The sequence below is a fragment of the Paenibacillus favisporus genome, assembly GCF_040545415.1.
GTDB lineage: Bacteria > Bacillota > Bacilli > Paenibacillales > Paenibacillaceae > Paenibacillus_AQ > Paenibacillus_AQ favisporus.
Genome location: NZ_JBEPLV010000007.1, coordinates 151,003 through 172,473 on the forward strand (window position 1 = coordinate 151,003; position 21,471 = coordinate 172,473).

The window sequence follows — 21,471 nt, forward strand, 5'->3', positions numbered from 1 at the left end:
ATCGCCTGTATGTTATCCGCCTTTTCATCCGCCGCTGCATTCGGCACATCCCTCCCTGTCATATCGGCTCGTATCTCATCACATCCTATGCCGGCAATGGTGCAAGGGAAGCGGCTCTTGTGCATGTATTAGGGGTCAGGTTCACGGCATTTCCTCCCCTTCTCTAGCCCGGCGGCACAACAAAACAAGCGCGGGGAACGCCCCCGCGCCTGTAAGCTTCAATCAGTTAGCTTCAATCAGTTAGCCTCAATCATGATCTGTAGTTTCACCCGGTTCGGCTTCAACCCGATACGCGCTTCGCTGTCTCATGCTCCGCTGCGTGTAACCGGCGGCTCCTTTCCCCGAAGGGGAAGCTGCGCCGATCGCGATCCAGGACAGAAATCCGAAAGTTTCCGGGCCGCCCCGTCTCCGCACCACTTCGATAAAGGCGATATCCTCCCGCTGTGTGTTCAGGACCGCATAGAAATCCGGATGGTTACACATCGCCACGATCACATAATGGGTGTTCGGGTAAGGTTCCTGCAGCGTAACCGGCACTTCCACCTGAACCTGGCCTTCACCGATCCGGAAGGAAGTGATCCCGTATTGCTGCACGGCCGGCTGTCCCGAGGCGCTCTGTACAGGTGCAAAAGCAAGCTGCTCACTGGTAACCGATTTGGCGGCGATGTGTTTGTTCTGAATCGATCCGTTCTGGAGATGCTCCGAGTGAACCGCCCCCGGTTGAAGATGCCAATCCTGTATGCTCTTCGCCTGCAGGTGGAGCGGAAGAATCGATTCCGGCTGAATATGGCTGCCGTCCACCGTGTTCGGGGCGATTTTGTCACCCGTTACAGCCTCATCCTGCAGCGATTCAGTGGTGACGGATCCCGGTCCGAGATGATCCGGCTCGATACTGCCTGGCTGCAAATGCGCGGAAGTAATGGACTCAGAGGACAAATGTCTTGGACCGACAGCCCCCTCTGCCAGATGTTCTCCCTTGATGAGGCCAGGCTGCAGGTGCCTTTCCTGCACAATACCCGACTGCAGGTGATGCGGCTCAATCGATTCCACGTGAATATGGCTACCGTCAATCGTGTTTAAAGCGATTTTGTCGCCCGTAACGGCCTCATCCTGCAGCGAGTCGGTGGAGATAGACTCCGGCCCCAAATGATCCGGCCGGATGCTGCCCGGCTGCAAATGAGCGGAAGTAATGGACTCGGATCCCAAATGCTTCGAACCGACTGCCCCCTCTGCCAGATGTTCTCCCTTGATAAGGCCAGGCTGCAGGTGCCATTCCTGCACAATGCCGGACTGCAGATGATGCGGCTCGATCGATTCCGGCTGAATATGGCTGCCGTCAATCGTGTTCGGAGCGATTTTGTCGCCCGTTATGGCTTCATCCTGCAGCGAGTCAGTGGTGACGGACTCGGGCGCCAAGTGATGCAGTTGGACGCTGCCCGCCTGCAAATGATCCGAGGTGATGGATTCATGAGCCAGATGATCCGAACCGACAACCCCTTCGCTGAGATGATGTTCTTGGATGAGACCCGGTTGAAGGTGCCATTGCTGCACAATACCGGACTGCAGATGATGTGTCTGGATCGACTTTGGTTGAATATGGCTGCTGTCGACCGCGTGGGGGGCGATTTTATCTCCTGTAACGGCCTCGTTCTCGAGCGCATCGTTGGTGACGGAATCCAGCGCCAGGTGATGCGGCTGGATGCTGCCCGGCTGCAGATGATCCGACGTAACCGATTCGGGTGCCAGATGATCCGGGCCGACTGATCCTTCGGCAATATATTCTCCTTGGATCAGGCCCGGCTGCAGATGGTACGCATAGATGGATGCCGGCATGATATGACTGCTGTCGATCGCTTTGGAGGCGATTTTATCTCCTGTAACGGCTTCGCTCTCGAGCGCATCGTTGGTGACGGAATCCAGCGCCAGGTGATGCGGCTGGATGCTGCCTGCCTGCAGATGATCCGACGTAACCGATCCAGAGATCAGATGACCCGATCCGATACTCCCCTCCGCAATGTGCTGGCCTTGGATGAGCCCTTGCTGAAGGTGCCTTTCCTGCAAAATACCTGACTGCAAATGATGCGACTGGATCGCTTTCGGCTGAATATGCCCGCTCCCGACCGCGTGAGGAGCAATTTTGTTTCCTGTAACGACCTCGTTTTCCAGCGCCTCATTAGTAATGGAATCCGATCCCAAGTGTTGCGGCTGAATGCTGCCTGGCTGCAGATGATCCGAGGTGACCGATTCGGGAGCCAGATGATCTGGGCCGACCGCTCCTTCGGCAATATATTCTCCCTGAATCAGCCCGGGCTGCAGATGGTGCGGCTGGATTGATTCCGGCTGGATGTGGCTGCCGTCAATCGCGTGGGAAGCAATTTTATCCCCTGTGACGGCTTCGTTCTCGAGCGCGTCGCTGGTTACAGAATCCAGCGCCAGGTGATGCGGCTGAATGCTGCCCGCCTGCAGATGATTCGAGGTAATGGATTCTTGAGCCAGATGATCCGAACCGACAACCCCTTCGCCAAGATGATGCTCTTGGATGAGACCCGGCTGCAGGTGCCATTCCTGCACAATGCCTGGCTGCAGATGATGCGGCTGGATCGATTTCGGCTCAATATGCCGGCTGCCGACCGCGTTGGAGGCAATTTTGTCTCCCGTAACAGCCCCGTTTTCCAGCACTTCATTAGTGATAGAATCTGGGCTCAAGTGTTGCGGCTGAATGCTGCCCGGCTGCAGATGATCCGAGGAGATCGATTCGGGAGCCAGATGATCTGGGCCGACGGCTCCATCGGCCAAATGCTGGCCCTTAATAAGTCCAGGCTGCAGATGCCAATCTTGAATGCTCTCAGCCTGAAGGTGAAGCGGGAGGATCGATTCCGGCTGAATGTGGACACTTCCTATCGCACCCGTGGCCAATTTTGCCGAGCTTACGGAACCATCCTTCAGTGCATGCTCGTGAACGGCTCCTGCGGCCAGGTGCTCTCCTGCAACCGCGCCTGTCTGGATATGGCTGCTTCCAACCGCTGCGTCCGCCAATTTCTCGGCTGTGACCGCACCTGGATGCAGCGCTTCGGCATGCACCGAACCTGTGGCCAGATGCTGCATGCCGACAACGCCTGCCTGCAGCTGCTCCTCCCCGACCGATTCGGGGGCTAAATGTCTGAAATCAACGGCACCCGGGGAAATATGCTGTTTTTGCACGCTCTTCTCTTGCAGCTGGGCTGAGCCAATCGATTTCGCTTGGATATGGCGGGTTTGGATCGAATCCGGCGCGACCTTCTCACCGGTTACCGATTCGTCCTGCAGAGAATCCCTGGATACCGCATCAGGGGCCAGGTGGCCGGACTGTATACTGCTCGCCGCCAGATGGATGGTTGTTACGGATGACGGCGCCAGCTGCTTGGAGCCTACGGCTTCTTCACCCAAGTGGCCGTTTCGAATGATGCCCTCCTGCAGATGCTCGAAGCCGATGGACGCCGGTTTCAGATGGTCGCTCCCCACAGATTCAGGGGCCAGCTTGGAGGCAACAACAGCCCCATCCTGCAGTGCTTCCGAATATACGGCACCCTCAGCCAAATGCTGGGCCTTGATGCTGCCCGACTGCAGCTGCTCTTCTCCAACGGAATCTGGAGAAAGATGCCGGAAGGCAACCGATCCCGGAGCAAGATGACGCTGCTGTACGCTTTTTTCATGCAAATGGATGGAACGGACCGCATCCTGTTTGATGTTGACGCTGCCGACAGATTCCGGTCCGAGCTTCGAAGCTGTGATAGCACCATCCTTGATCGCTTCAGTGTTTACCGAAACCGGGCTTAAATGGCGTTCCTGGATCAATCCGGACTGCAGATGTCCTTCGCTGACCGAGCCGGCAGTGAGATGGCGCTCGCCTACGATGCCTTCAGACAGATGCCTTTCCTCGACCGCATGCTCCTGCAGATGCGTGGCGGATACGGCGCCGGCCTGGAGCTGATCCCCGCCGACCGAGCCGGCCGTGAGGTGGCGCTCGCCTACGATGCCTTCAGACAGATGCCTTGCTTCTACGGCATGGTCCTGCAGATGCTCGCCCGCAACGGAACCAGCTTGCAGTTGACCGCCTCCGACCGAATCTTCCTCAAGGTGACGCTCGCCGATGATATGGTCTGCCAGATGCTTCCCTTCCACTACTCCGTTCTGTAGGTGCACTCCGGAAACGGAGCCGTCCTGAAGCTGGTTCCCCCCGACCGAGCCGAATGCAAGGTGGCGCTCACTGACGATTTGGTCAGAGAGGTGCTTCTCTTCAACCGCTTGGTTCTGCAGGTGGACACTGGATACAGACTCGGCCTGAAGCTGGTTTCCGCCGACTGAGCCGGCCTTGAGGTGACTCTCGCCGACGATGCCTTCGGCCAGATGCTCCTCTCCCACCGCTTGATTCTGCAGGTGGACACTGGATACAGACTCTGCTTGAAGCTGCGTCCCGCCGACCGAGCCGGCCATGAGATGGCGTTCGCTGACGATGCCTTCGGACAAATGCTGCTCTTCCACCGCTTGATTCTGCAGATGGATGCTGGATACAGACTCTGCTTGAAGCTGCGTCCCGCCGACTGAACCGGCAGTAAGGTGGCGCTCACTGACGATGCCTTCGTTCAGATGCTTTTCTTCCACCGCCAGTTTCTGCAGGTGCACGCCCGCAACGGAACCGACCTGAAGCTGTATTCCGCCGACCGATTCTTCGGACAGATGCCGCTGGGTTACCGCACCCAGGTTGATCGAGCGGGAAGTGACGGCATTGTCGGCCAGATGCTCACTGCTTACGGAAGCCGCAGCAAGCTTGGGGCCGCTCACGCTGCCGTCCGCCAGTTTACCTGACGTCACCGCCAGATCCTGGATTTTGTCAGTCGCAACGCTTTCGGGAGACAGCTTCGGAGAGGTTACCGCATGATCCGATAAGTGGGCCGGATAAATAATGCCGTGATTGAGATGTACGGTTTGAACGCTTCCGGAAGCAAGCTTCTCCGAGGTTACGGCTTCGTTCTTGATAATGGAGTTGTGCACAATGCCGGGAGTCAAATGTTCGGCGTTTACCGACCCTTGAGCAATATGCTGGGATGTGACGGCCTGATCCTGGATTGCAGATGACCGCACGCTTTTGTCGGCCAAATGGCGGTCCTGGATCGAGGACTGGCGGATATGTTCACCGCCGACGCCGCCTTCGCTGATATTGCGGCCGCCCACCGCGCCGTCAGCCAAAATCCCGCTCGTCACGCTTCCCCCGGCGAGCTTATCAAAGGTGACGGATTTGTTTTGAAGATGACGGGAACCTACCGCACTGTCGGAGATATGCTGTTCGACAATGGCGCTTCGGGTGATGTGCCCCGAACTGATGGACCCGTGTCTGACATGAGAACCCTCCACCACGTTGGCTGCGATATGGCTGCCATTAACCGCCCCCTGCTGAATGTGGGAGGTCTGGATCGAATTCGGTGCGATTTGCCCTTTCTGGACGGAGCCCTGTGCGAGATGGCGGGTCTGAACCGCCTCATCGGCAATCTTCTGGGGCAGGATGCTCTGGTCGGCGATTTTGGAGGAGGTGACGGTCTGCTCGACGATATGAACCGTCCCGACCGACTGCTCCGCCAATTTGGTCGCCCCGACGCTGTGATCGGCCAAATGCGCCGTAGTGATTTCACCCGGAGCGATATGCTTGCCGCGGATGGTTGCATCCGCCAAATGAGCGGACGTCACCGCAAAGGGTGCCAAAATCGGTGTGGTTACAGCTCCGTCCTGCAGATGACGGGTCCCGACCGCGTTTTCGGCAATATGCTCGCTCGACACGCCTCCTCCCGCGATTTGCTTACCGCCGACGGAACCGTCCTGCAGCACTTCCCCTCCCAGCGAGCCTTCCCGTAAATGAACGCTTTCGATGGAGCGCTCCTTCAGCTTGTCGCCCGTAATTTCGCCAGCACGGATCTTGGAGCCGGTAACCGCGCCTTCGGCCAATTTCGACGTGTCGATCACTTCATTCGTCAGATGCATGGTCTGAATGCTGGACCCGGCGATTTTGCTTGACGTCACGGCTTGGTCCTGCAGCAAATCGGTGGTCACCAGCAGATTGCTCAAATGACGCGACGAAATGGAACCGTCGGCGATTTTCGCGGAGTCGATCACCTGGTCGCCCAGCTTGGCGGATGTGATGCTGCCGTCGCGGATTTTTTCGCCGCTGATGGAGCGGTCGCGGATTTTGCTGCCGCTGACCGCGCCGTCAATCAGATGCTCCTCCAAAATGGATTCGGCGGCAATTTTTGAAGCGACCACGGAACCGTCGGCGAGATGAATATGGGTCACGGCGTAATCGGCAATAGCTTCGCTGCCAACCGAGCCGGGCTGAAGTCTGGCGGAGTCAATGGCACGCAGCGCAATTTTGGAAGTCGTCACCGAGCTGTCGCTCAGATCGTCCGTATAAATGATCGGTTCCGGCGATTGCGGCATCCTTTTTTCTTCAATGATCTCTTCCAGCACCTCACGGTCCAGTACCGGTGCCACTTCCTCAGGTATTTCTTCCTCGACAACCGCTTCCTCCTCAGGCACTTCTGCTGCCTCAGGCAGGATTTCCACCGTTTCCACCGTTTCCACGGCTTCAGGCTCTTGTTCCTGCTCCTGCTCGGATCCTTCCAACGCCGCTTCGGGCGTAACCTCTTCCGTTATGATGGCATCTTCAAGAACTACGGATCGGATTTGCGCATGCGAATCCTGTTGGGTTATCTTTGGCGTTGTTACTTTGCTTTTAGGGATCAATTCCAGTTCCTGCATATCAGGATTATCGACAAAATAGAGGTTCTTGTTCGGTTGTTTAACCGTCCGGCTTTTATTCTTCTTCTTCAAAAGACCTCGCTCCTTCCTGACCGGATGCATCTTGGGCATCATATGCGAACAAATAGGCCGATGTCACTGACTTGGCGGTTTTTGCACGATTTTGGCCTAGAGAAACGGACCGACTTGCCCGGCGAAACCGTTCCTGTGGACAGTTTGGCTGGAATTGCCCACGTGAAAACGGTGAAGTTTAGGAGACGCTGGAGGGGACATATCCCTCAACCGCTCAGGGGTACCAGCCACAATAAAACGCTCCGAGCGGTTCGTCCGGCGGTTTATGCGAAAATAGGCAGAGCCTCACGGACAAAGACCCTCGCTTATAGCAATCTATGGCATAGGATATATAAACGTGGAACGACTGAATGCCAGGGAGGGATGAACGTGTGGATTTCTGATGTAGGAATTCTGCTGAATGCGGCGGTGCACCGGGGAATTCCCGGCGGAAAGACGGGAGCGGAATCCCTCGCCAATTTTGATGAGGCGGCCCGGATGTTCGGCTTGAACGCGTGCTATATGAGACTGCAGGATATCGACATCGATCACCGTGAATGTACCGCATTTGTGCTGAGAGGCGGGAAATACGTTCAAACCAGACTACCGCTGCCGAAAGTCATTCATAACCGGGCAATCTACTTTGACGCACGATCAAAAAATAGAATAGAGCGGCTTTTGAATGAAGGCTACATTATTTTTAACGGCTACAACCGGTACGGGAAGGACGAAATTCATCACCTGCTTGCCGCTGACCCGCTGCTGGCACAGCATCTTCCCTACACGACTGCCGCCGCACCTTCCTCTATCCAGGATATGATGCGGCGGTATCGAGATCTCATATTAAAACCCTGCACAGGCAGCGTCGGCAGGGGAATCATGCGGCTCTATGCCAGCGGTCCGCACTGGTATTTAACATACGCCAGAACCGGCAGATCTAGAGGATGGACGACGGTCCGGCTCCACGACCACCGGCTTCCGGGCATCCTGCTCCGTCGGATATCCCAGGTGCCCTTTCTCGTTCAGGAGCGGATTGCGCTGGCCGAATATAAGCAGCGGCCTTACGACCTCCGCGTATCCATACAACGGGGCATCAACGGCAGCTGGAGTCTGACGGGAATGTATGCCAAAGTCGCTGCGTCCCGGATGTTTGTCTCCAATGTGGCCCAAGGCGGCAAAGCCTTTCCAGCCGAACCGATCCTGGCCAAAAGCCTTCCCGGAATGCCGGTGAACAGCGTTGTGGATAGCGTGCAGCATCTCGCCTTCCGGGTCGCCCAGCAGCTGGAGCAGCACCTGCCCTTTATAGCGGATCTTGGACTTGATATCGGTGTCACCGCCAGCGGCAAGCCGTATTTTATCGAATGCAACGGACGGGACCAACGGTATGGATTTCAAAAAGCCGGGATGCATCAGCAATGGAAAAATACCTATCGCGAGCCGATGGCCTATGCCCGGTATCTGGTGAACCGGCAGCATGCCAGCGCGGCATTATAACCTTATACGGGCCGCTGCCATCTCACATTCAAATACCTGATAGAAAGCAAGAGACCGGAAAGTCCGCCCATGCGGCTTTCCGGCTCTGTGTTTTAACACATCGGCTAATAGCTATCATACGGCTTAACCTTGTCCATGGTACCTGACATCTTCGATGCCGAACCAGGGAAGAGCAGCGGCCGCATAGTACGCAGCCGCCAGGGCAATGACGAACATGAGAACCGCCAGCCCGTCATACCTGCTGAAAGCCGACGGATAATAGTACGTTCTGCGCCCCGACCCGCTGAACTGCTTCGCTTCCATCGCCACAGCTACGCGGTGCGCCCGGCGGATGCTCTGCGACAGCAGCGGCACCGCATACAGCCGGACATGCTCAAGGAGGCCACTCGGCCCTCGGCCTGTCCGCACGCCGCGGATCCGCAGCGCCTGCCTGCGGATGAGAAACTCCTCCCATACGATGGACAGCAGCCGGATCGACGCCATGAAGCTGTAGGCGAATTTGGGGGGAAGGCGAAAATTTTGCATCAGCGAATAGAACAGCTTGACGGACGGCGTGGTCATGACGAAGAGCAGTCCTTCTGCCGCAAAGGCAATCGCCCGGAATCCCAGGTGCAGCCCGCGGTAGAAGCTTTCCTCGGATACGCGGAACAGCCCCCACTGCCACCAGACGTGATCCCCTTTCCCGAATAGGATCATCGTCAGGGATGAAGAGACGAATACGAGGCTGAAGGAGAGAACGAGCAGCGCCACCTTCCATGCCGGATAACCGCTGAGCAGAAACAGGAGGGCGATGTAGACCGCTGCCTGATAGACGGCAAAATCAATGCTTCGCGTCTGAATCGTAACGATAAACAACATGATCAGCACAGCGAGCTTCAGCGAGGGATTCGCCCGGTGCAGCCAGGTATGACGGCTCGGAGTCAAAAACCGGTTCATCCGCTCACCTCCTCCTGCGCATCCGAAGCTGCGCCGTCTCCCTTAAGCCTCCGCCTCCCGGGCTTTATCGCCGTCAAACTTCCGCCGCGGATTTCCCATACCTGGGTAGCGGCCAGCTCAGCGATTTCTCGCTCATGCGTCACCATAATGATCGCCGTGCCGCTGCGCCGAAGCGCTTCACAGTATTCCAGGATGGCAAAGGCGTTGCGGGCATCCTGCCCGAACGTCGGTTCATCCAGCAGCAGCACCGCCTGACGGCGCACCGCCGCGGTGGCAACGCTCAGCCTGCGTTTCTGTCCAGTCGAGAGCTGATACGGGTGCCGGTTCTCCAAGCCGTGCAAATGAAACGTCTTAAGGCAGTCTTCAGCTTTACGCTCCACCTCAGCCCGCGACATGCCGCCCTGCATGTGAAGGGAAAAGGCCGTCTCCTCCAGTACTGTCTGGGCCACAAACTGAAACTCCGGGTTCTGAAACACGAACCCGATCCGGTCCGAAGGGCAGGTCCGCTTCCTGCCCCTTCCCTGCAGCAGTCTGCCTTCCAGCACGTAGCTGCCGGCTGTCGGAAGAAGCTGCATCAGGCTCAGCAGCAAGGAGCTTTTCCCCGCCCCGTTAGGACCGACAACGGCAACAAAATCGCCGGCATATACCTCCGCCTCTTCCACCATGATCGCCGGCGCATCTCCGCGGAGACCGACAAACCCCCGCAAGGAGAGGACCGGCGTTGCCAAGTCCGCGCCTTGCTGGGGGGATTGCACCAGGCCGCTGTTCCATGTATCCCGGTGACGGATATAATCCTCCCAAACGCCGGGATACCAAATGCCATTTTCCTGAAGGGCTCTGCGGTACGCCGTGAAGATTTCCGCCGGCTTGCCGTCGGCCAGAATGCTTCCGTCCGCCGCGAACAGAACGATCCGGTCGACCCAATTCACGATTTCCTCGATCCGGTGCTCGACGATCAGCACGGTCCGTCCGGCCGATACACCGCGAACCGCCTCCCAAATTTGCTGTCTCCCCTCGGGGTCCAGCAGCGCCGAGGGTTCATCCAGCAGAAGCACTTCCGGTTCCAGCAGAAGGACCGAAGCGAGCGCGAGCCGCTGCTTCATCCCCAGGGACAGCCGTTCAATCGGAGTGTGCAGCTCTTCAAGGTCCAGTCCGACCCGGCCGAGCGCCTCCCGCATCCGCGGCACCATATCCTCCCTGGCTACTTGGCGGTTCTCCAGCACAAACGCCAGTTCCTCATCGACATACGGCATGCAGAACTGGGTGTCCGGGTCCTGAAATACATACCCGCACGAGCGGGGCTTCCGGATGTCCGCATATTTGAGCGGAACGTCAATGACCGCCGGAATCAACCCGCCGAGCACCTGCAGCAGCGTCGATTTCCCGCATCCGCTTGGGCCGAGCAGAAGCACCTTTTCCCCGGCCGGCACGGACAGGGAAACATCCTTGAACACGAACGCCCTCTCACCCGGAAACTTCAGGCGCAGGTCCGTTACCGAAACGGCAATTTGCCCGCTCCCTTGATCCGCCCTTTGACCCGCTCCTTGACCCGTCTCATGCACCGCCGGATGCTGCATCGTCGCGGCTCCCCGGTTAGCCTCAGTCATGATCGAGCGCTTCATAATCCTTGGCTGTCACCGGCCGGAGCAGCTGGGTTACTCCGGTTGCTTCCAAAGCTTTGGTCAGGGCATACGCCAGGTACCCTGCGAGTACCGCCGAGCTGATTAACCGCATCACGTACTTGAACACGATCATCCATGTCGTATAGTCCGTGACGTAGCCGTAGTACACATCCACCAGGAATGATCCCAATCCCGAAGCCATACCGGCCAGCGCCGCTACCCCCATGGAGAATTTGCGGTAACGGAACAGGGCGAAGATCAGCTCTGCGGCAAGACCTTGCGCTACGCCGTAAATCGCCAGCTGAAGGCCCCATTCACTGCCGAACAGAATTTCCACGTGAGCCGCGGCAACCTCGGCCAGGAGGGCTACGCCGGGCTTGCGGATCAGCAGCGCGGCAAGCGTCGAGGCGAGGAACCACATACCGTACATCAGCTCATCCGCTTGGAAAAACAGCGGCTTGAACAAGTCGTTCACCGAACCCCAAAAATGGTACACCACCCCGATCACGAGGGAGAGCAGAATCGTCACGAGCAGGTCGCTGAGCTTCAGCCCCTTCGGTCGATCCATCTGCATCGTACTGCTGTTCATTTGACAACATCCTTTCTTTTTCCAAAATTGGGCAATAAAAAAACCCCCTGGATAAGCGAGGGAGATCGTCAAATAAGCCCATAAAAGGACTTGAATTCTCTACGCTGGCATTATCCAGATCAGATTCCCGGTCAGCAGCGGTTCATTAGCTGCACTCTCAGCCCGATTCGCTCGAGCTCCCGTATTCCCATATGTACACAGATGAACGCAAGGCGCGGCATCGCCGCCTCCTGGTCCCGGAGCCATCGCCGTCCAAAGCGATGAGAAGCTTGGGTTCGATTCCGTGTAACAGGCACCTCGCCGCGATGAGTCGGCATCGGGCCCGTATTGATTCCAAAATACATGATCCTCGAAGGATTGGCAATACCATTTTTCTCCGGGGCGGTTTCCAGCCTTTGTTGCATATTGATTTGATAGCCGTTCTATGTCAATATATTCAGAGTGCTACAGGCACGTATGGAAGGGAGATTAGGCATGACAAAGAAATTACTGCGGCTCATGACAGAGCTCTCCTCGCGAAAGTGGCTCTCTTCCATGATGGGACGCTTCTCGCACAGCCGGCTCAGCAGAGGGGTCATCCCTACTTTTATCAAAAGCTATCAGATCCCTGCGCATGAAGCGGAGAAAGAAATCTATGAATACCGCACGCTCAACGAATTTTTTTCGCGGCGGCTGAAGCCCGGCATGCGTCCAATTCACGAAGGCGAGCACGTACTCACGAGCCCCGTCGACGCCAAGATCACCGCAATGGGTGAAATCACCTCAGGCACGATTCTGAACGTGAAAGGGCAGGATTATTCGGTGGCGGAGCTGCTTAATTTCTCTCCCCACCTGGAGTTATATAAACATGGCTATGTCTTTGTGCTGTACCTCAGCCCTACAGACTACCACCGGATCCACTCTCCAATCACAGGTGTGAAGGTGGAGAGCGAGCATATCAAGGGACGATGCTACCCGGTTAATGATTTTGGCATGACCCAGATGAAATCCGTGCTGTGCCGCAATGAGAGGCTGATTACGTATATCAAGGGAGCCCTGGGAGAAGTCGCGGTCGTCAAAGTCGGCGCCATGAATGTCAGCAGCATCCGCTACGACGACGAAACCGCCAATTCCTGGCGTAACGGCGATCCGCTCGCCTATTTTGAGTTCGGTTCGACCGTCGTGCTGCTGATCCAGGACGGCGCATTCACCCCGCGGACAGACCTCCGGACCGGAGATCATGTCCGCATGGGCCAGCTGCTCGGTCAGCTGCACCCGCATAAAGGCTGAACCGGAAGCGAATCCGGCTCAGCCTTTTTTGCTCAGGAGTGCGAGCATAATCCGCTGAAACCACCGGCCCGGAAGCAGCTGCTTGGCCTTCATCGTCCAGCGCGTGCCGGCAGGCAGCGCATAGCGGAATGCCGGCTTGTTCATACTCGCGATTCTCGCGATCAGCCGGGCCACATCGGCCGGATCGCCGCGCTGGCCGGCGTTGTCACGGGAAAAGGCCATCACCTGGTTCAGCATCCGCTCGTAGGGTGACCGTTCGGCGGCGCTCATCTGCCCAAATCCTTTGTCCCATATGGCCGTCCCGTACGAGCCCGGCTCCACCACCACGACATCGACGCCGAATGGCCGCATTTCCAGGGCAAGGCACTCGCTGAAGCCCTCTACAGCAAACTTCGACGAGACGTAGGGGCCAAAGCCGGGAAATCCGACAGCCCCGCTGACGCTGCTGATCTGAATGATTGTTCCCTGATGGGCCTCTCTCATCGCGGGAAGAACGGCCTGGGTGACTGCAACCATCCCGAAGAAATTCGTTTCCAGCTGCGCCTTCCACACGTCCATCGGAATCTCCTCGATCATTCCTCCGTATGCGGTGCCTGCATTGTTCACAAGCACGTCAATGCGTCCGTGGGATTTCAGGATGCCCGATACCGCCTCAAGCACCTGCCCCCCGTCCGTCACATCTAGCCTAACCACGTGAATATGCTCTCTGACCCCCGCCGTCTGCGCAGCATCCATCAGTTCCCCGCTCGCTTCCGGCCTTCGCATGCCGGCAAAAACCGTGTATCCGGAGGCAGCCAGCTCCACGCTGGCCAGCAGCCCGAAGCCGCTGGAACTGCCCGTGACCAGCACGACCGGCCGCTCATCATGTTCTCCCAATTGCGCTCCACTCCCGTTCAGATGTTATTTCGCCGGAAACAGAAACGGCTCTTCCGCCAAGTAGCTGCGGATCGCGGACAGAATATACCCCTTCTGTTCCTTCAGCGACGGAATTTCCTGCGGATTGCCGGCGTGAAACGCCTGATTCTCCAGGACCGCCTGCAGGAAAAAGGTTTCCAGCATGGACACGCTCTCCTTCGGAAGAAGTCGCATGCTTTCGTACCCGTCCAGCAGCATGCTCCGCTGTGCCGGGTACAGACCGATGAGCGCCTGTGCCAAGTCGTATGCATAATAACCGAACCCGCAGCGGCCAAAATCGATAGGGCAAGGTTCCCCGTCCTTGAATACAACGTTCCCTTCGTGGAGATCCGCATGGATCATGCCATACCGGGAAGGGCCAGGAGGCCATGCGGCGATCCGACCTTTGATTAGGTCCGCCGCCTGTACATAAAGCGCCCATTCATCGGAACTCAGAAAGGCGCGGTGCCGCCGTTCCAGCCGCTGCATATCTTCTGTCAGGCTCGCAGCCCCCCATTCGGGTCTGACGAACCCTTCCGGCGGAACAAAGCTCTGCGCAGCCTGATGGAGCCTGGCCATAAGCACGCCCATCCGGTACACCTGCCTGTCATCAAGGCCGCCATCCGCCTGCTCCCCTTCGATCCAGCGCAGCAGCGTCACCGGCCAGCCCTGGCTCCGGTCCGCCTCGCAAATCGCCACGGTATTCCCTTCCTGGTCCGCTACGCCCCCCGGAACCGGCAGGCCTTGGGATGAAAGCCAATTCAGCCACATCATTTCCGAACGGATGGCCGGTACGTCGGCCGACACCGGATGGATCCGCAGCAAAAATTTACCGCCGGACCGCGCGCTCACCCGGTACGTAATATGGTCTGAAATTTGAATAAATTCCGCTTGTTCCTCCTTAATGCCAAACTTCCCCAGGGCGGACATCAGCACCTGCTCTGCCTGAACCAGCAGGAGGCGCAGGCTGTCCTCCGAATTTGCTCCGAATGCTTCATTCATTTCGCTATCCTCCATCCTCTGCTTAACACCTTGCTCCCACAGCATACCATAAGCCGGCAGGCCGGGGGAGAGCGCAACCGCGAACTGCATTCTCCGCGTAACCGGTACTATAGACCATTCCAATCTGATGATGCGCGCACAAAAAAGCAGCGGCGGGCTGGCATCCCGCGCTGCTCTTAGACATCATTTATATCATGTGTGATGAAGTTCATAAAAAAGGTTAACGAGTGGGGTTAAAACCATACGTCGCTCATGATGCTGACCGGTCTGAACCGGCGCATCCGGTTACGGCCTTTCCCCCGCGCCGCCGCAGCTGCGGCATACCCGTCACGCCTGCGAATCCGCCGTCTGCTCATCCGATGCTTTCCTCCCTTCGTTTATTCGGTGCATTTGCAAGCTTGAAGCTTATTACCCGAAAGGGGAAGACCGCGAAACAGCAGGAAACAATTACCGGATTTCGGACGGATTCTTGCCCGTATACTGCTTGAATTGCCGGCTGAAGAAAAAAATGTCGCGGTATCCGAGCGCATCGGCCACCTCCGTGACGTTCATGCCGGCATGCAGGAGCAGATGCTGCGCCCGGTCGATCCGCGTCCGGATAATGTAGGATTGAACGGGTGAGCCGATCAGCTCCTTGAATTTGATCGAGAAATACCGCGGCGACAACCCGGCGCGGGCGGCCAGATCCTCGACCCGGTGCGGTAAGCCGGGGTGCTGCTGAATGTAATTGGCGATCTCGTGGATCACCTCGGTCAGCTGGTTGCTGACCTTCTTCTCCTCCGGCTGCTGCCGGTCGTGCCGGAGCAGATGGATCATCAGCTGCTTCAGGATCAGCTGCCCCTCTTCCTGGGCGGCGAAGGTGTTCACAAGAAACAGCCTGACGTAACGGGCAAGCATGTATTCAAAGTCAACGGTTTCCGTCAGCTTCCGGTACGGCAGCGGAATATCCGTCACAGGCTCGGACACCCGAAAGTGGCTGTAAGTCAGAACGAGCGGCTTCTGCGGGTTGTGCGTGGCGCTCGTGTGGTCGCCGGGCCTGAACAGGAAGCAGCTCCCCTTGCCGACCTCATACGGTTCGTCATTCCGGATGACAGTCCCTTCCCCGCTCCACACATAAAATAAATCGTAATTTTCCAGCGCCTTCTCGCGCTTCTGCCATTTCCAGCCGGGCTCGCACACAATTTTGGCGAGGGACGGCAATATTTCAAAAGATGACGGCGATGCGTGCAGCATGTCGTCATTCCCCCCTATATCATAGACTCATATCTTTCCTCCCTATGATACTATTTCGGCGCGGTTTTTGCACATCCGGCCCATATCCCCTGAGCTTCCGCAGGTTTTACCGCCCCTGTAGGCCTGTCCAAAATCGCGCCTTCTCCTAATGCTCCCAGCACAGTCAATAACCGCAAGCGGTTACGGGATGCTTGCTTCGCCTACCCGTTCATACCATGACGGATATCCTCCCATGCCGCGGCCAGCCGGTCAACCCCCTCCTCCAGCTGCCGCTCATCCCATCGGGCATAGCTGAAAAAGGCGGCCGGCGGGCCCGGCTGGATTCTGTAGCCGGACGCGTCCCTGAACGTTACGCCACGAGCCGCTGCTGCGGCTGTAAAAGCTGCAAAAGCCTCCGGCGGCTGCAGCCAATAAGCATACACATGCAGGCCGGAATCCCCAGGCATCAGCGAGAACAGATGCCCCGCTTTCTCCCGCATCCGGGCGCAGAAATGGCGGTGGCGGGCACCATAGATCCGCGTAAGCCGGCGGAGATGCCGGCCATAATCGCCACGGGCCATGAACCGGGCAAGCGCCCGCTGTTCAAGCAGCCCTGTCGTCAGCGGCTCGTACAGCGTTTTGGCCCGCAGCACCGCATCCACGAGCGATTGGGGGACGATGGCGTAACCCAGGCGCAGCCCGGCAAACATCGTCTTCGAGAAGGAGCCGATATAAATAACCCGATCCCGCGTATCCAACGTCTTCAGCGGCTCGATCGGCCTGCCGCCGAAGCGGAACTCGCTGTCGTAATCGTCTTCCAGGATGACCGCCTGATGCCGTTCCGCCCAATCCAGCAGCTGCCGGCGCCGCTCCAGCGTCAGGACGGCGCCGGTCGGGTACTGGCGGCTCGGCGTCACCAGTACAAGGCGGGCGTCCCAGTCGGACAAACGGATGCCGTGGACATCGACCTCAGCCGGAATCACTTCCGCTCCGCAGGCAGCCGCCGCCCGGATGATGCCCGAATAGCACGGATCTTCAAGCACGGCCGCCTCGCCTTCATTCAGCAGCAGCTGAAAAAGCAGGGTAATGCCCTGCATCGATCCGCTGAAGAGCACGATTTGCTCCGGATCGGTATGAATTCCCCGCGTGACGCGCAGGTGGGCGGCGAGCGCCTGCCGCAGGCCAAGGTCCCCGGCGGGATCAGCCCCGCGTTGCATATCCTCTCCGCCCCGGCCTCCTGCATAGGTCATGGCGCTGCGCCACTCCGCATAGGGAAACAGCTCCATGCTCATCCCGCCTCCCCCCAGGTCGATGCCGGCCGGACCCTTGCAGCCGCCGGATCCCGGGATTGGCGGGAGCTCTAGCAGCCGCTCTCCCCAGCGGGAAAGGGCAAGCGGTGCGGCTGCCAGATCCCCCCCTGCGGTTGGCGCAGGTCCCGCTTGAGCCACGAAGGTCCCCCGGCCCACTTCGCTGTGGACATAGCCTTCCGACACCAGCATATCGTAGCCTAAGGCGGCCGATCCTCTCGACAGGCCGTATTGATCCGCCAGCTCGCGGGTCGAAGGCAGCTTCGTTCCTCCAGGCAGCCTCCCCTCCATGATGGCGTCCCTCAAAGCGTGATACAGCGCAAGGTATTTGTAGCGGTGTTTCTCAATATAAGTTTCCAGATGCAGGGATATCTCCATGCCGTCCTCCCCTCCATTGCTGTGGAAAAACCAGATTCAACAAACTATTTTTCCTCCCGTGAACGCTTATCGTCTTAACCGCCAGCAAAATGGACTATAAAAAATACTCTAAATTGGACCTTTTTCCTTGTCAATATTCCCGTTATGCTGTTGTCACCGCAGCGATAACCGCCGATCGGCAAGCGATGCATCAAGGAGGAGAAAACCAATGAGAAGAAATGAATTTGAAGTGACGCGTCAGGAAGAAATCGAGGCGTTTTTGTCGGAGATGAGCTTCGGCTTCCTGGGAACCATCGGAGAAGACGGACATCCGCGGGTGACTCCGATTAACTATGTGTATCATCAAGGCATGTTCTACATGCATGGCAGCCGTTTCGGCGAAAAAATGGACCACCTCGCCGCCAATCCCGCGGTGAGCTTCAGTGTCGCGGAGGAATATGCGATCATTCCTTCCTACTTTACCGACCCGCTGATGGCCTGCCCCGCCACTTCGTATTTCAAGAGCGTGACCGCATCGGGACGGGTCGAAATCGTACAGGACCTGGAAGAGAAAGCAGCCGCCTTTACCCTGTTTATGAACAAGCTCCAGCCCGAGGGCGGATACGCCCCCATTGACGCCGCCAACCCCAAATACGCTTCCAGACTGCGCGGGGTCGCCGTTCTGCGGATCGTACCCGACCGAATCACTGCGAAGTTCAAGTTTGGGCAAAACTTGACGGAGGACAAAAGGGAACAGGTGCTGCAGGGTCTGGACGCCAGAGGCCGCAGCAAGGATCGGGAGACGATGGTGCTGATTCGCAGCAGCGCTTGCCCTCATATGCAGCAAACCTTGGCCTCGGATCCCTATTCCGAAGAAGAGTAAAGCAGCATGGCTCACAAAGCGCCTTAGAGAGCCTTTTTCACAGCGCAACCATCCTTTTCCTTTTTCCGTGACGGCTCTCATCACAGGTGATATAATGTTAGGCAGTTAAAATGGCATATACCTTGCAAAAGCCTATCATTACACCGATTTGGAAGGATGGAAACCATGTTAAACCCACTCGCTGCACAGTTGAACGAAAGTTTGAAAGCCGGCAACGCGCATGTGTATGAAATGTTGTCCAAGCTCGGCCAGGAAATCTATTTTCCGAAGGAAGGCATCCTGAGCCAATCTGCGGAAGCGACCAGCCATGCCAAAAAATATAACGCAACGATCGGCATTGCGACCGAACAGGGCATCCCGATGCATCTGGCTGCTATCCAGGAGAAGCTGTCCGCATTCGCGCCGAAGGACCTGTACCCATACGCACCGCCCGCAGGCAAACCCGATTTGCGCGCTGCCTGGCTGGCGAAAATGATCGAAGAAAACCCGTCGCTCGCGGGCAAAACGGTCAGCAGCCCGATTGTGACGAACGCCCTGACCCACGGGCTTAGTATCGTGGCCGATCTGTTCGTGGACGAAGGGGACGCCGTGATTTATCCGGACAAAAACTGGGAGAACTACGAGCTGACCTTCGGGATCCGCCGCCATGGCGAACTGGTCAATTATCCGCTGTTCACCGGGGACATGACCTTCAACAGTGACGGACTTCGCGAAGCCCTGCTGGCCCAGAAGGACAAAGGCAAAGCCGTCGTGCTGCTCAACTTCCCGAACAATCCGACGGGATATACTCCGGGTCCGGCGGAAGGCGAAGCGATCGTCGCCGCCATCAAGGAAGCTGCCGAAGCCGGCATCAATGTCGTGGCGGTTACGGACGACGCTTATTTCGGCCTTTTCTTTGAGGACTCCCTCAAAGAGTCGCTGTTCGGCAAATTGGCGGATATCCATCCGCGCGTGCTTGCCGTTAAAGTCGACGGTGCCACCAAAGAGGAGTTCGTCTGGGGATTCCGGGTCGGCTTCATCACCTACGCATCCCAAGATACCAACGTGCTCGCCGCCCTCGAGCAAAAGACACTTGGCATCATTCGCGCGACGATTTCCAGCGGCCCCCATCCTTCCCAGACCTTCGTGCTGGACGCGTTGAAGTCGCCTGATTTCGCGGCTCAGAAGGAAGAGAAGTTCCACATCATGAAAGGCCGCGCCAACAAAGTGAAATCGCTGCTGGACAGCGGCAAGTACGGTGATGTGTGGGAGTACTATCCGTTTAATTCCGGATATTTCATGTGCCTGAAGCTGAAAGGCGTGTCGGCCGAGGAGCTGCGCAGCCACTTGATCCACCAATACGGAGTCGGCACCATCGCCCTCGGCGAGCATGACCTGCGCATCGCGTTCTCCTGCATCGACGAGGAATATCTCGAAGATCTGTTCGATTTGATCTATCAGGGCGTCCAGGACTTGCAGCGGAAATAAGCACGGAAGTACCGATTATCGGGCAACCATCAACAACCTATTTTTTTGGGAAAGAACGGGTGATTGCCCAAGCACAGCAGCCCCCCTAGACATAGGATACGGTGTAACGAAAAACAAACCACTGTAAAGGGGAATGCACAATGAGCGAAGAAGTAAGAGGCGGATATGGATACGGATACGGACATTGCCACGGATTGTTTGGCAACACAGGCGCCATCCTGGTTCTCTTCATCCTCTTGGTTATCATCACTCGTTCTTTCTGGTTATAATCGAAAAAGTAAACAGGCAAACCGCATTCAAGCAGACTGCTGAGCTCTCGGCAGTTTGGACGGATGCACAAAAAGACCGGGAGCCTATTCCCGGTCTTTTTTCGCTTGTCTATTCATCGTCATCGTCGTCACTCTTGCCCTTCCGGGACTGAAAATAACGGAACAGCACGCTGATCACGACCCCGCCAAGCAGCGTCAGCAGCATCGGTCCGATTCGGCCGCTCCCCGCACCCAGCATGGGCAGCCAGATCAATACAGCTACAACCAACTGAATTTGAAACGCAAGGTTAACGGCGTTCTGCTTGCGTGATGCAGGCGGCACCGGATAAATGTGCAGCCAGAAGGATTCCTGGTGGTAGCGCAGCAGCGAGGACAGCTGAACGCCGATCACGAATACGAAAAACAGGTAAATCCCGCTGCCGAGCAGCCCTTGCCGGGTCCACCATACGAGGAGCGCTGCGAGGATGCCTGCCCGGATCACGATGCTGAATACATCACTGCGGACAAAGCTCTTCGTAATTAAATAGCGGTACGCTGCCTCCGGCTTCCAGGGAACCCGGTTCCCCGCCCAGGACATCCACCTGCGCGGATAGACGCGCTGCTGCCTGCCTGGAACGTTAACGAACCAGCCGAGGATCTGCATTACGCGGGCGCTGTGCGTTTTCTCCACGGCAATCAGCCGCTCCCAGGCCACCAAGTGCTTGGCCGGAATGCGCAGGGCGGCGATATAGGTCAGCGCCAGCAGCACGATAAACAGAAGGCTCCGCCACTCCGGCTGCCACTGCCAGGCGGCAACCGCAAGAATCAGCACGACGTAACGCAGCAGACGGTAACCTGCCGATGCCCGACGGGAAACCATCCGCAGCTCCTTCCAGCAGCCGTAGGAAGCCAGAATCTTCAAGGCAAACAGGAGGAGCAGGAACGGCCAGAAGGACTTGGGATCCGCATCACTGCGTACATACAGCGGCCAGGACAGGATGAAGACCAGGGCAAGGCCGATAAGTTTATAAACGACGCCGCTGGTCCAGCCTGCCTTGAAATAGTCGTTCATCCTTGACTCCTGAGGCAGCAGAAACACCGTGTCCGCCGGCTGCAGGTACGTCCGGAAGCTGCTGTTTACCGTCAGCGGCACGAACAGGATCAGCATAATCCAGCGAATCGGCAGCCCGGCTGGAATATGCTGAACGAGCGACGTGTACCACGCCGCAAAAGCAATCAGCATAAACAGCAGCAGCACGGCCACACCGCTTTGGATCACGTAGCCGAGATAAGGGGTGACTTCCCCCCAGAAGCGGCCGCGCCGCTCCATCCGAAGTTTTTTCAAGTCCATCAT

General features: G+C 57.4%; 15 protein-coding genes and 1 riboswitch. Of the genes, 5 read left to right on the forward strand and 10 right to left on the reverse strand.

Translation table 11 applies throughout. The features are described from left to right. Positions 1 to 246: 246 nt before the first annotated feature. Positions 247 to 6,858, reverse strand: a complete 6,612-nt coding sequence (locus tag ABID47_RS27040; RefSeq protein WP_354501430.1) for a WIAG-tail domain — start codon at positions 6,856 to 6,858, stop codon at positions 247 to 249. Between the two features lie 369 nt (positions 6,859 to 7,227). On the opposite strand from ABID47_RS27040, the gene ABID47_RS27045 reads away from it, so the two are divergent. Next, positions 7,228 to 8,331, forward strand: coding sequence for a YheC/YheD family endospore coat-associated protein (locus ABID47_RS27045; protein ID WP_354501432.1), 1,104 nt, complete (start codon positions 7,228 to 7,230; stop codon positions 8,329 to 8,331). Between the two features lie 123 nt (positions 8,332 to 8,454). Here the strand turns inward: ABID47_RS27045 and ABID47_RS27050 are convergent, their stop codons facing one another. Genes ABID47_RS27050 through ABID47_RS27060 form a run of 3 tightly spaced genes read right to left on the reverse strand, consistent with a single transcriptional unit; the run spans position 8,455 to position 11,478 of the window. Further along, positions 8,455 to 9,267, reverse strand: a complete 813-nt coding sequence (locus ABID47_RS27050; protein ID WP_354501434.1) for an energy-coupling factor transporter transmembrane component T family protein — start codon at positions 9,265 to 9,267, stop codon at positions 8,455 to 8,457. Further along, a complete protein-coding gene (locus ABID47_RS27055; RefSeq protein ID WP_354501436.1) occupies positions 9,264 to 10,874 on the reverse strand; it encodes an ABC transporter ATP-binding protein in 1,611 nt (536 codons plus the stop codon). The genes ABID47_RS27050 and ABID47_RS27055 overlap by 4 nt, the downstream gene beginning before the upstream one ends. After that, positions 10,867 to 11,478 (reverse strand): ECF transporter S component, encoded by a 612-nt coding sequence (locus ABID47_RS27060; protein WP_116234145.1) that lies wholly within the window; start codon positions 11,476 to 11,478, stop codon positions 10,867 to 10,869. Before ABID47_RS27060 ends, ABID47_RS27055 begins: the two co-directional genes overlap by 8 nt. A 79-nt stretch (positions 11,479 to 11,557) precedes the next feature. Next, positions 11,558 to 11,671: riboswitch (TPP riboswitch) on the reverse strand. Between the two features lie 281 nt (positions 11,672 to 11,952). Here ABID47_RS27060 and asd point away from each other — a divergent pair. Continuing rightward, complete coding sequence (gene asd, locus ABID47_RS27065; protein WP_145029276.1) at positions 11,953 to 12,747, forward strand: archaetidylserine decarboxylase; 795 nt, start codon at positions 11,953 to 11,955, stop codon at positions 12,745 to 12,747. Positions 12,748 to 12,765: 18 nt separating this feature from the next. On the opposite strand, the gene ABID47_RS27070 is transcribed toward asd, so the two are convergent. The 5 genes from ABID47_RS27070 to pdxR all read right to left on the reverse strand — a co-directional run bounded on the left by ABID47_RS27070 (position 12,766) and on the right by pdxR (position 17,540). Beyond that, positions 12,766 to 13,623 (reverse strand): SDR family oxidoreductase, encoded by an 858-nt coding sequence (locus ABID47_RS27070; protein WP_354501438.1) that lies wholly within the window; start codon positions 13,621 to 13,623, stop codon positions 12,766 to 12,768. A gap of 24 nt (positions 13,624 to 13,647) precedes the next feature. Then, the gene (locus ABID47_RS27075) at positions 13,648 to 14,643 is read right to left on the reverse strand and encodes a phosphotransferase enzyme family protein (protein ID WP_354501440.1); all 996 of its coding nucleotides are present in this window, start codon (positions 14,641 to 14,643) and stop codon (positions 13,648 to 13,650) included. A 233-nt stretch (positions 14,644 to 14,876) separates the two neighbouring features. Further along, complete coding sequence (locus ABID47_RS27080) at positions 14,877 to 14,999, reverse strand: hypothetical protein (protein ID WP_258875576.1); 123 nt, start codon at positions 14,997 to 14,999, stop codon at positions 14,877 to 14,879. Positions 15,000 to 15,090: 91 nt separating this feature from the next. Continuing rightward, the gene (locus ABID47_RS27085) at positions 15,091 to 15,876 is read right to left on the reverse strand and encodes an AraC family transcriptional regulator (RefSeq protein WP_076174099.1); all 786 of its coding nucleotides are present in this window, start codon (positions 15,874 to 15,876) and stop codon (positions 15,091 to 15,093) included. Positions 15,877 to 16,076: 200 nt separating this feature from the next. After that, positions 16,077 to 17,540 (reverse strand): MocR-like pyridoxine biosynthesis transcription factor PdxR, encoded by a 1,464-nt coding sequence (gene pdxR / locus ABID47_RS27090; RefSeq protein WP_354501443.1) that lies wholly within the window; start codon positions 17,538 to 17,540, stop codon positions 16,077 to 16,079. A 208-nt stretch (positions 17,541 to 17,748) separates the two neighbouring features. On the opposite strand from pdxR, the gene ABID47_RS27095 reads away from it, so the two are divergent. From ABID47_RS27095 to ABID47_RS27105, 3 genes are all read left to right on the forward strand, one after another. Beyond that, the gene (locus tag ABID47_RS27095) at positions 17,749 to 18,402 is read left to right on the forward strand and encodes a pyridoxamine 5'-phosphate oxidase family protein (RefSeq protein WP_354501445.1); all 654 of its coding nucleotides are present in this window, start codon (positions 17,749 to 17,751) and stop codon (positions 18,400 to 18,402) included. 165 nt (positions 18,403 to 18,567) lie between these two features. Next, a complete protein-coding gene (locus ABID47_RS27100) occupies positions 18,568 to 19,869 on the forward strand; it encodes an aminotransferase class I/II-fold pyridoxal phosphate-dependent enzyme (RefSeq protein WP_076174093.1) in 1,302 nt (433 codons plus the stop codon). A gap of 140 nt (positions 19,870 to 20,009) precedes the next feature. Further along, positions 20,010 to 20,138 carry a YjcZ family sporulation protein gene (locus ABID47_RS27105; protein ID WP_208629380.1) on the forward strand — a complete coding sequence of 43 codons (129 nt, stop codon included), beginning with the start codon at positions 20,010 to 20,012 and terminating at the stop codon, positions 20,136 to 20,138. A 109-nt stretch (positions 20,139 to 20,247) separates the two neighbouring features. Here the strand turns inward: ABID47_RS27105 and ABID47_RS27110 are convergent, their stop codons facing one another. Beyond that, positions 20,248 to 21,468 (reverse strand): ABC transporter permease, encoded by a 1,221-nt coding sequence (locus ABID47_RS27110; protein ID WP_354501950.1) that lies wholly within the window; start codon positions 21,466 to 21,468, stop codon positions 20,248 to 20,250. Between the last annotated feature and the right edge of the window lie 3 nt (positions 21,469 to 21,471).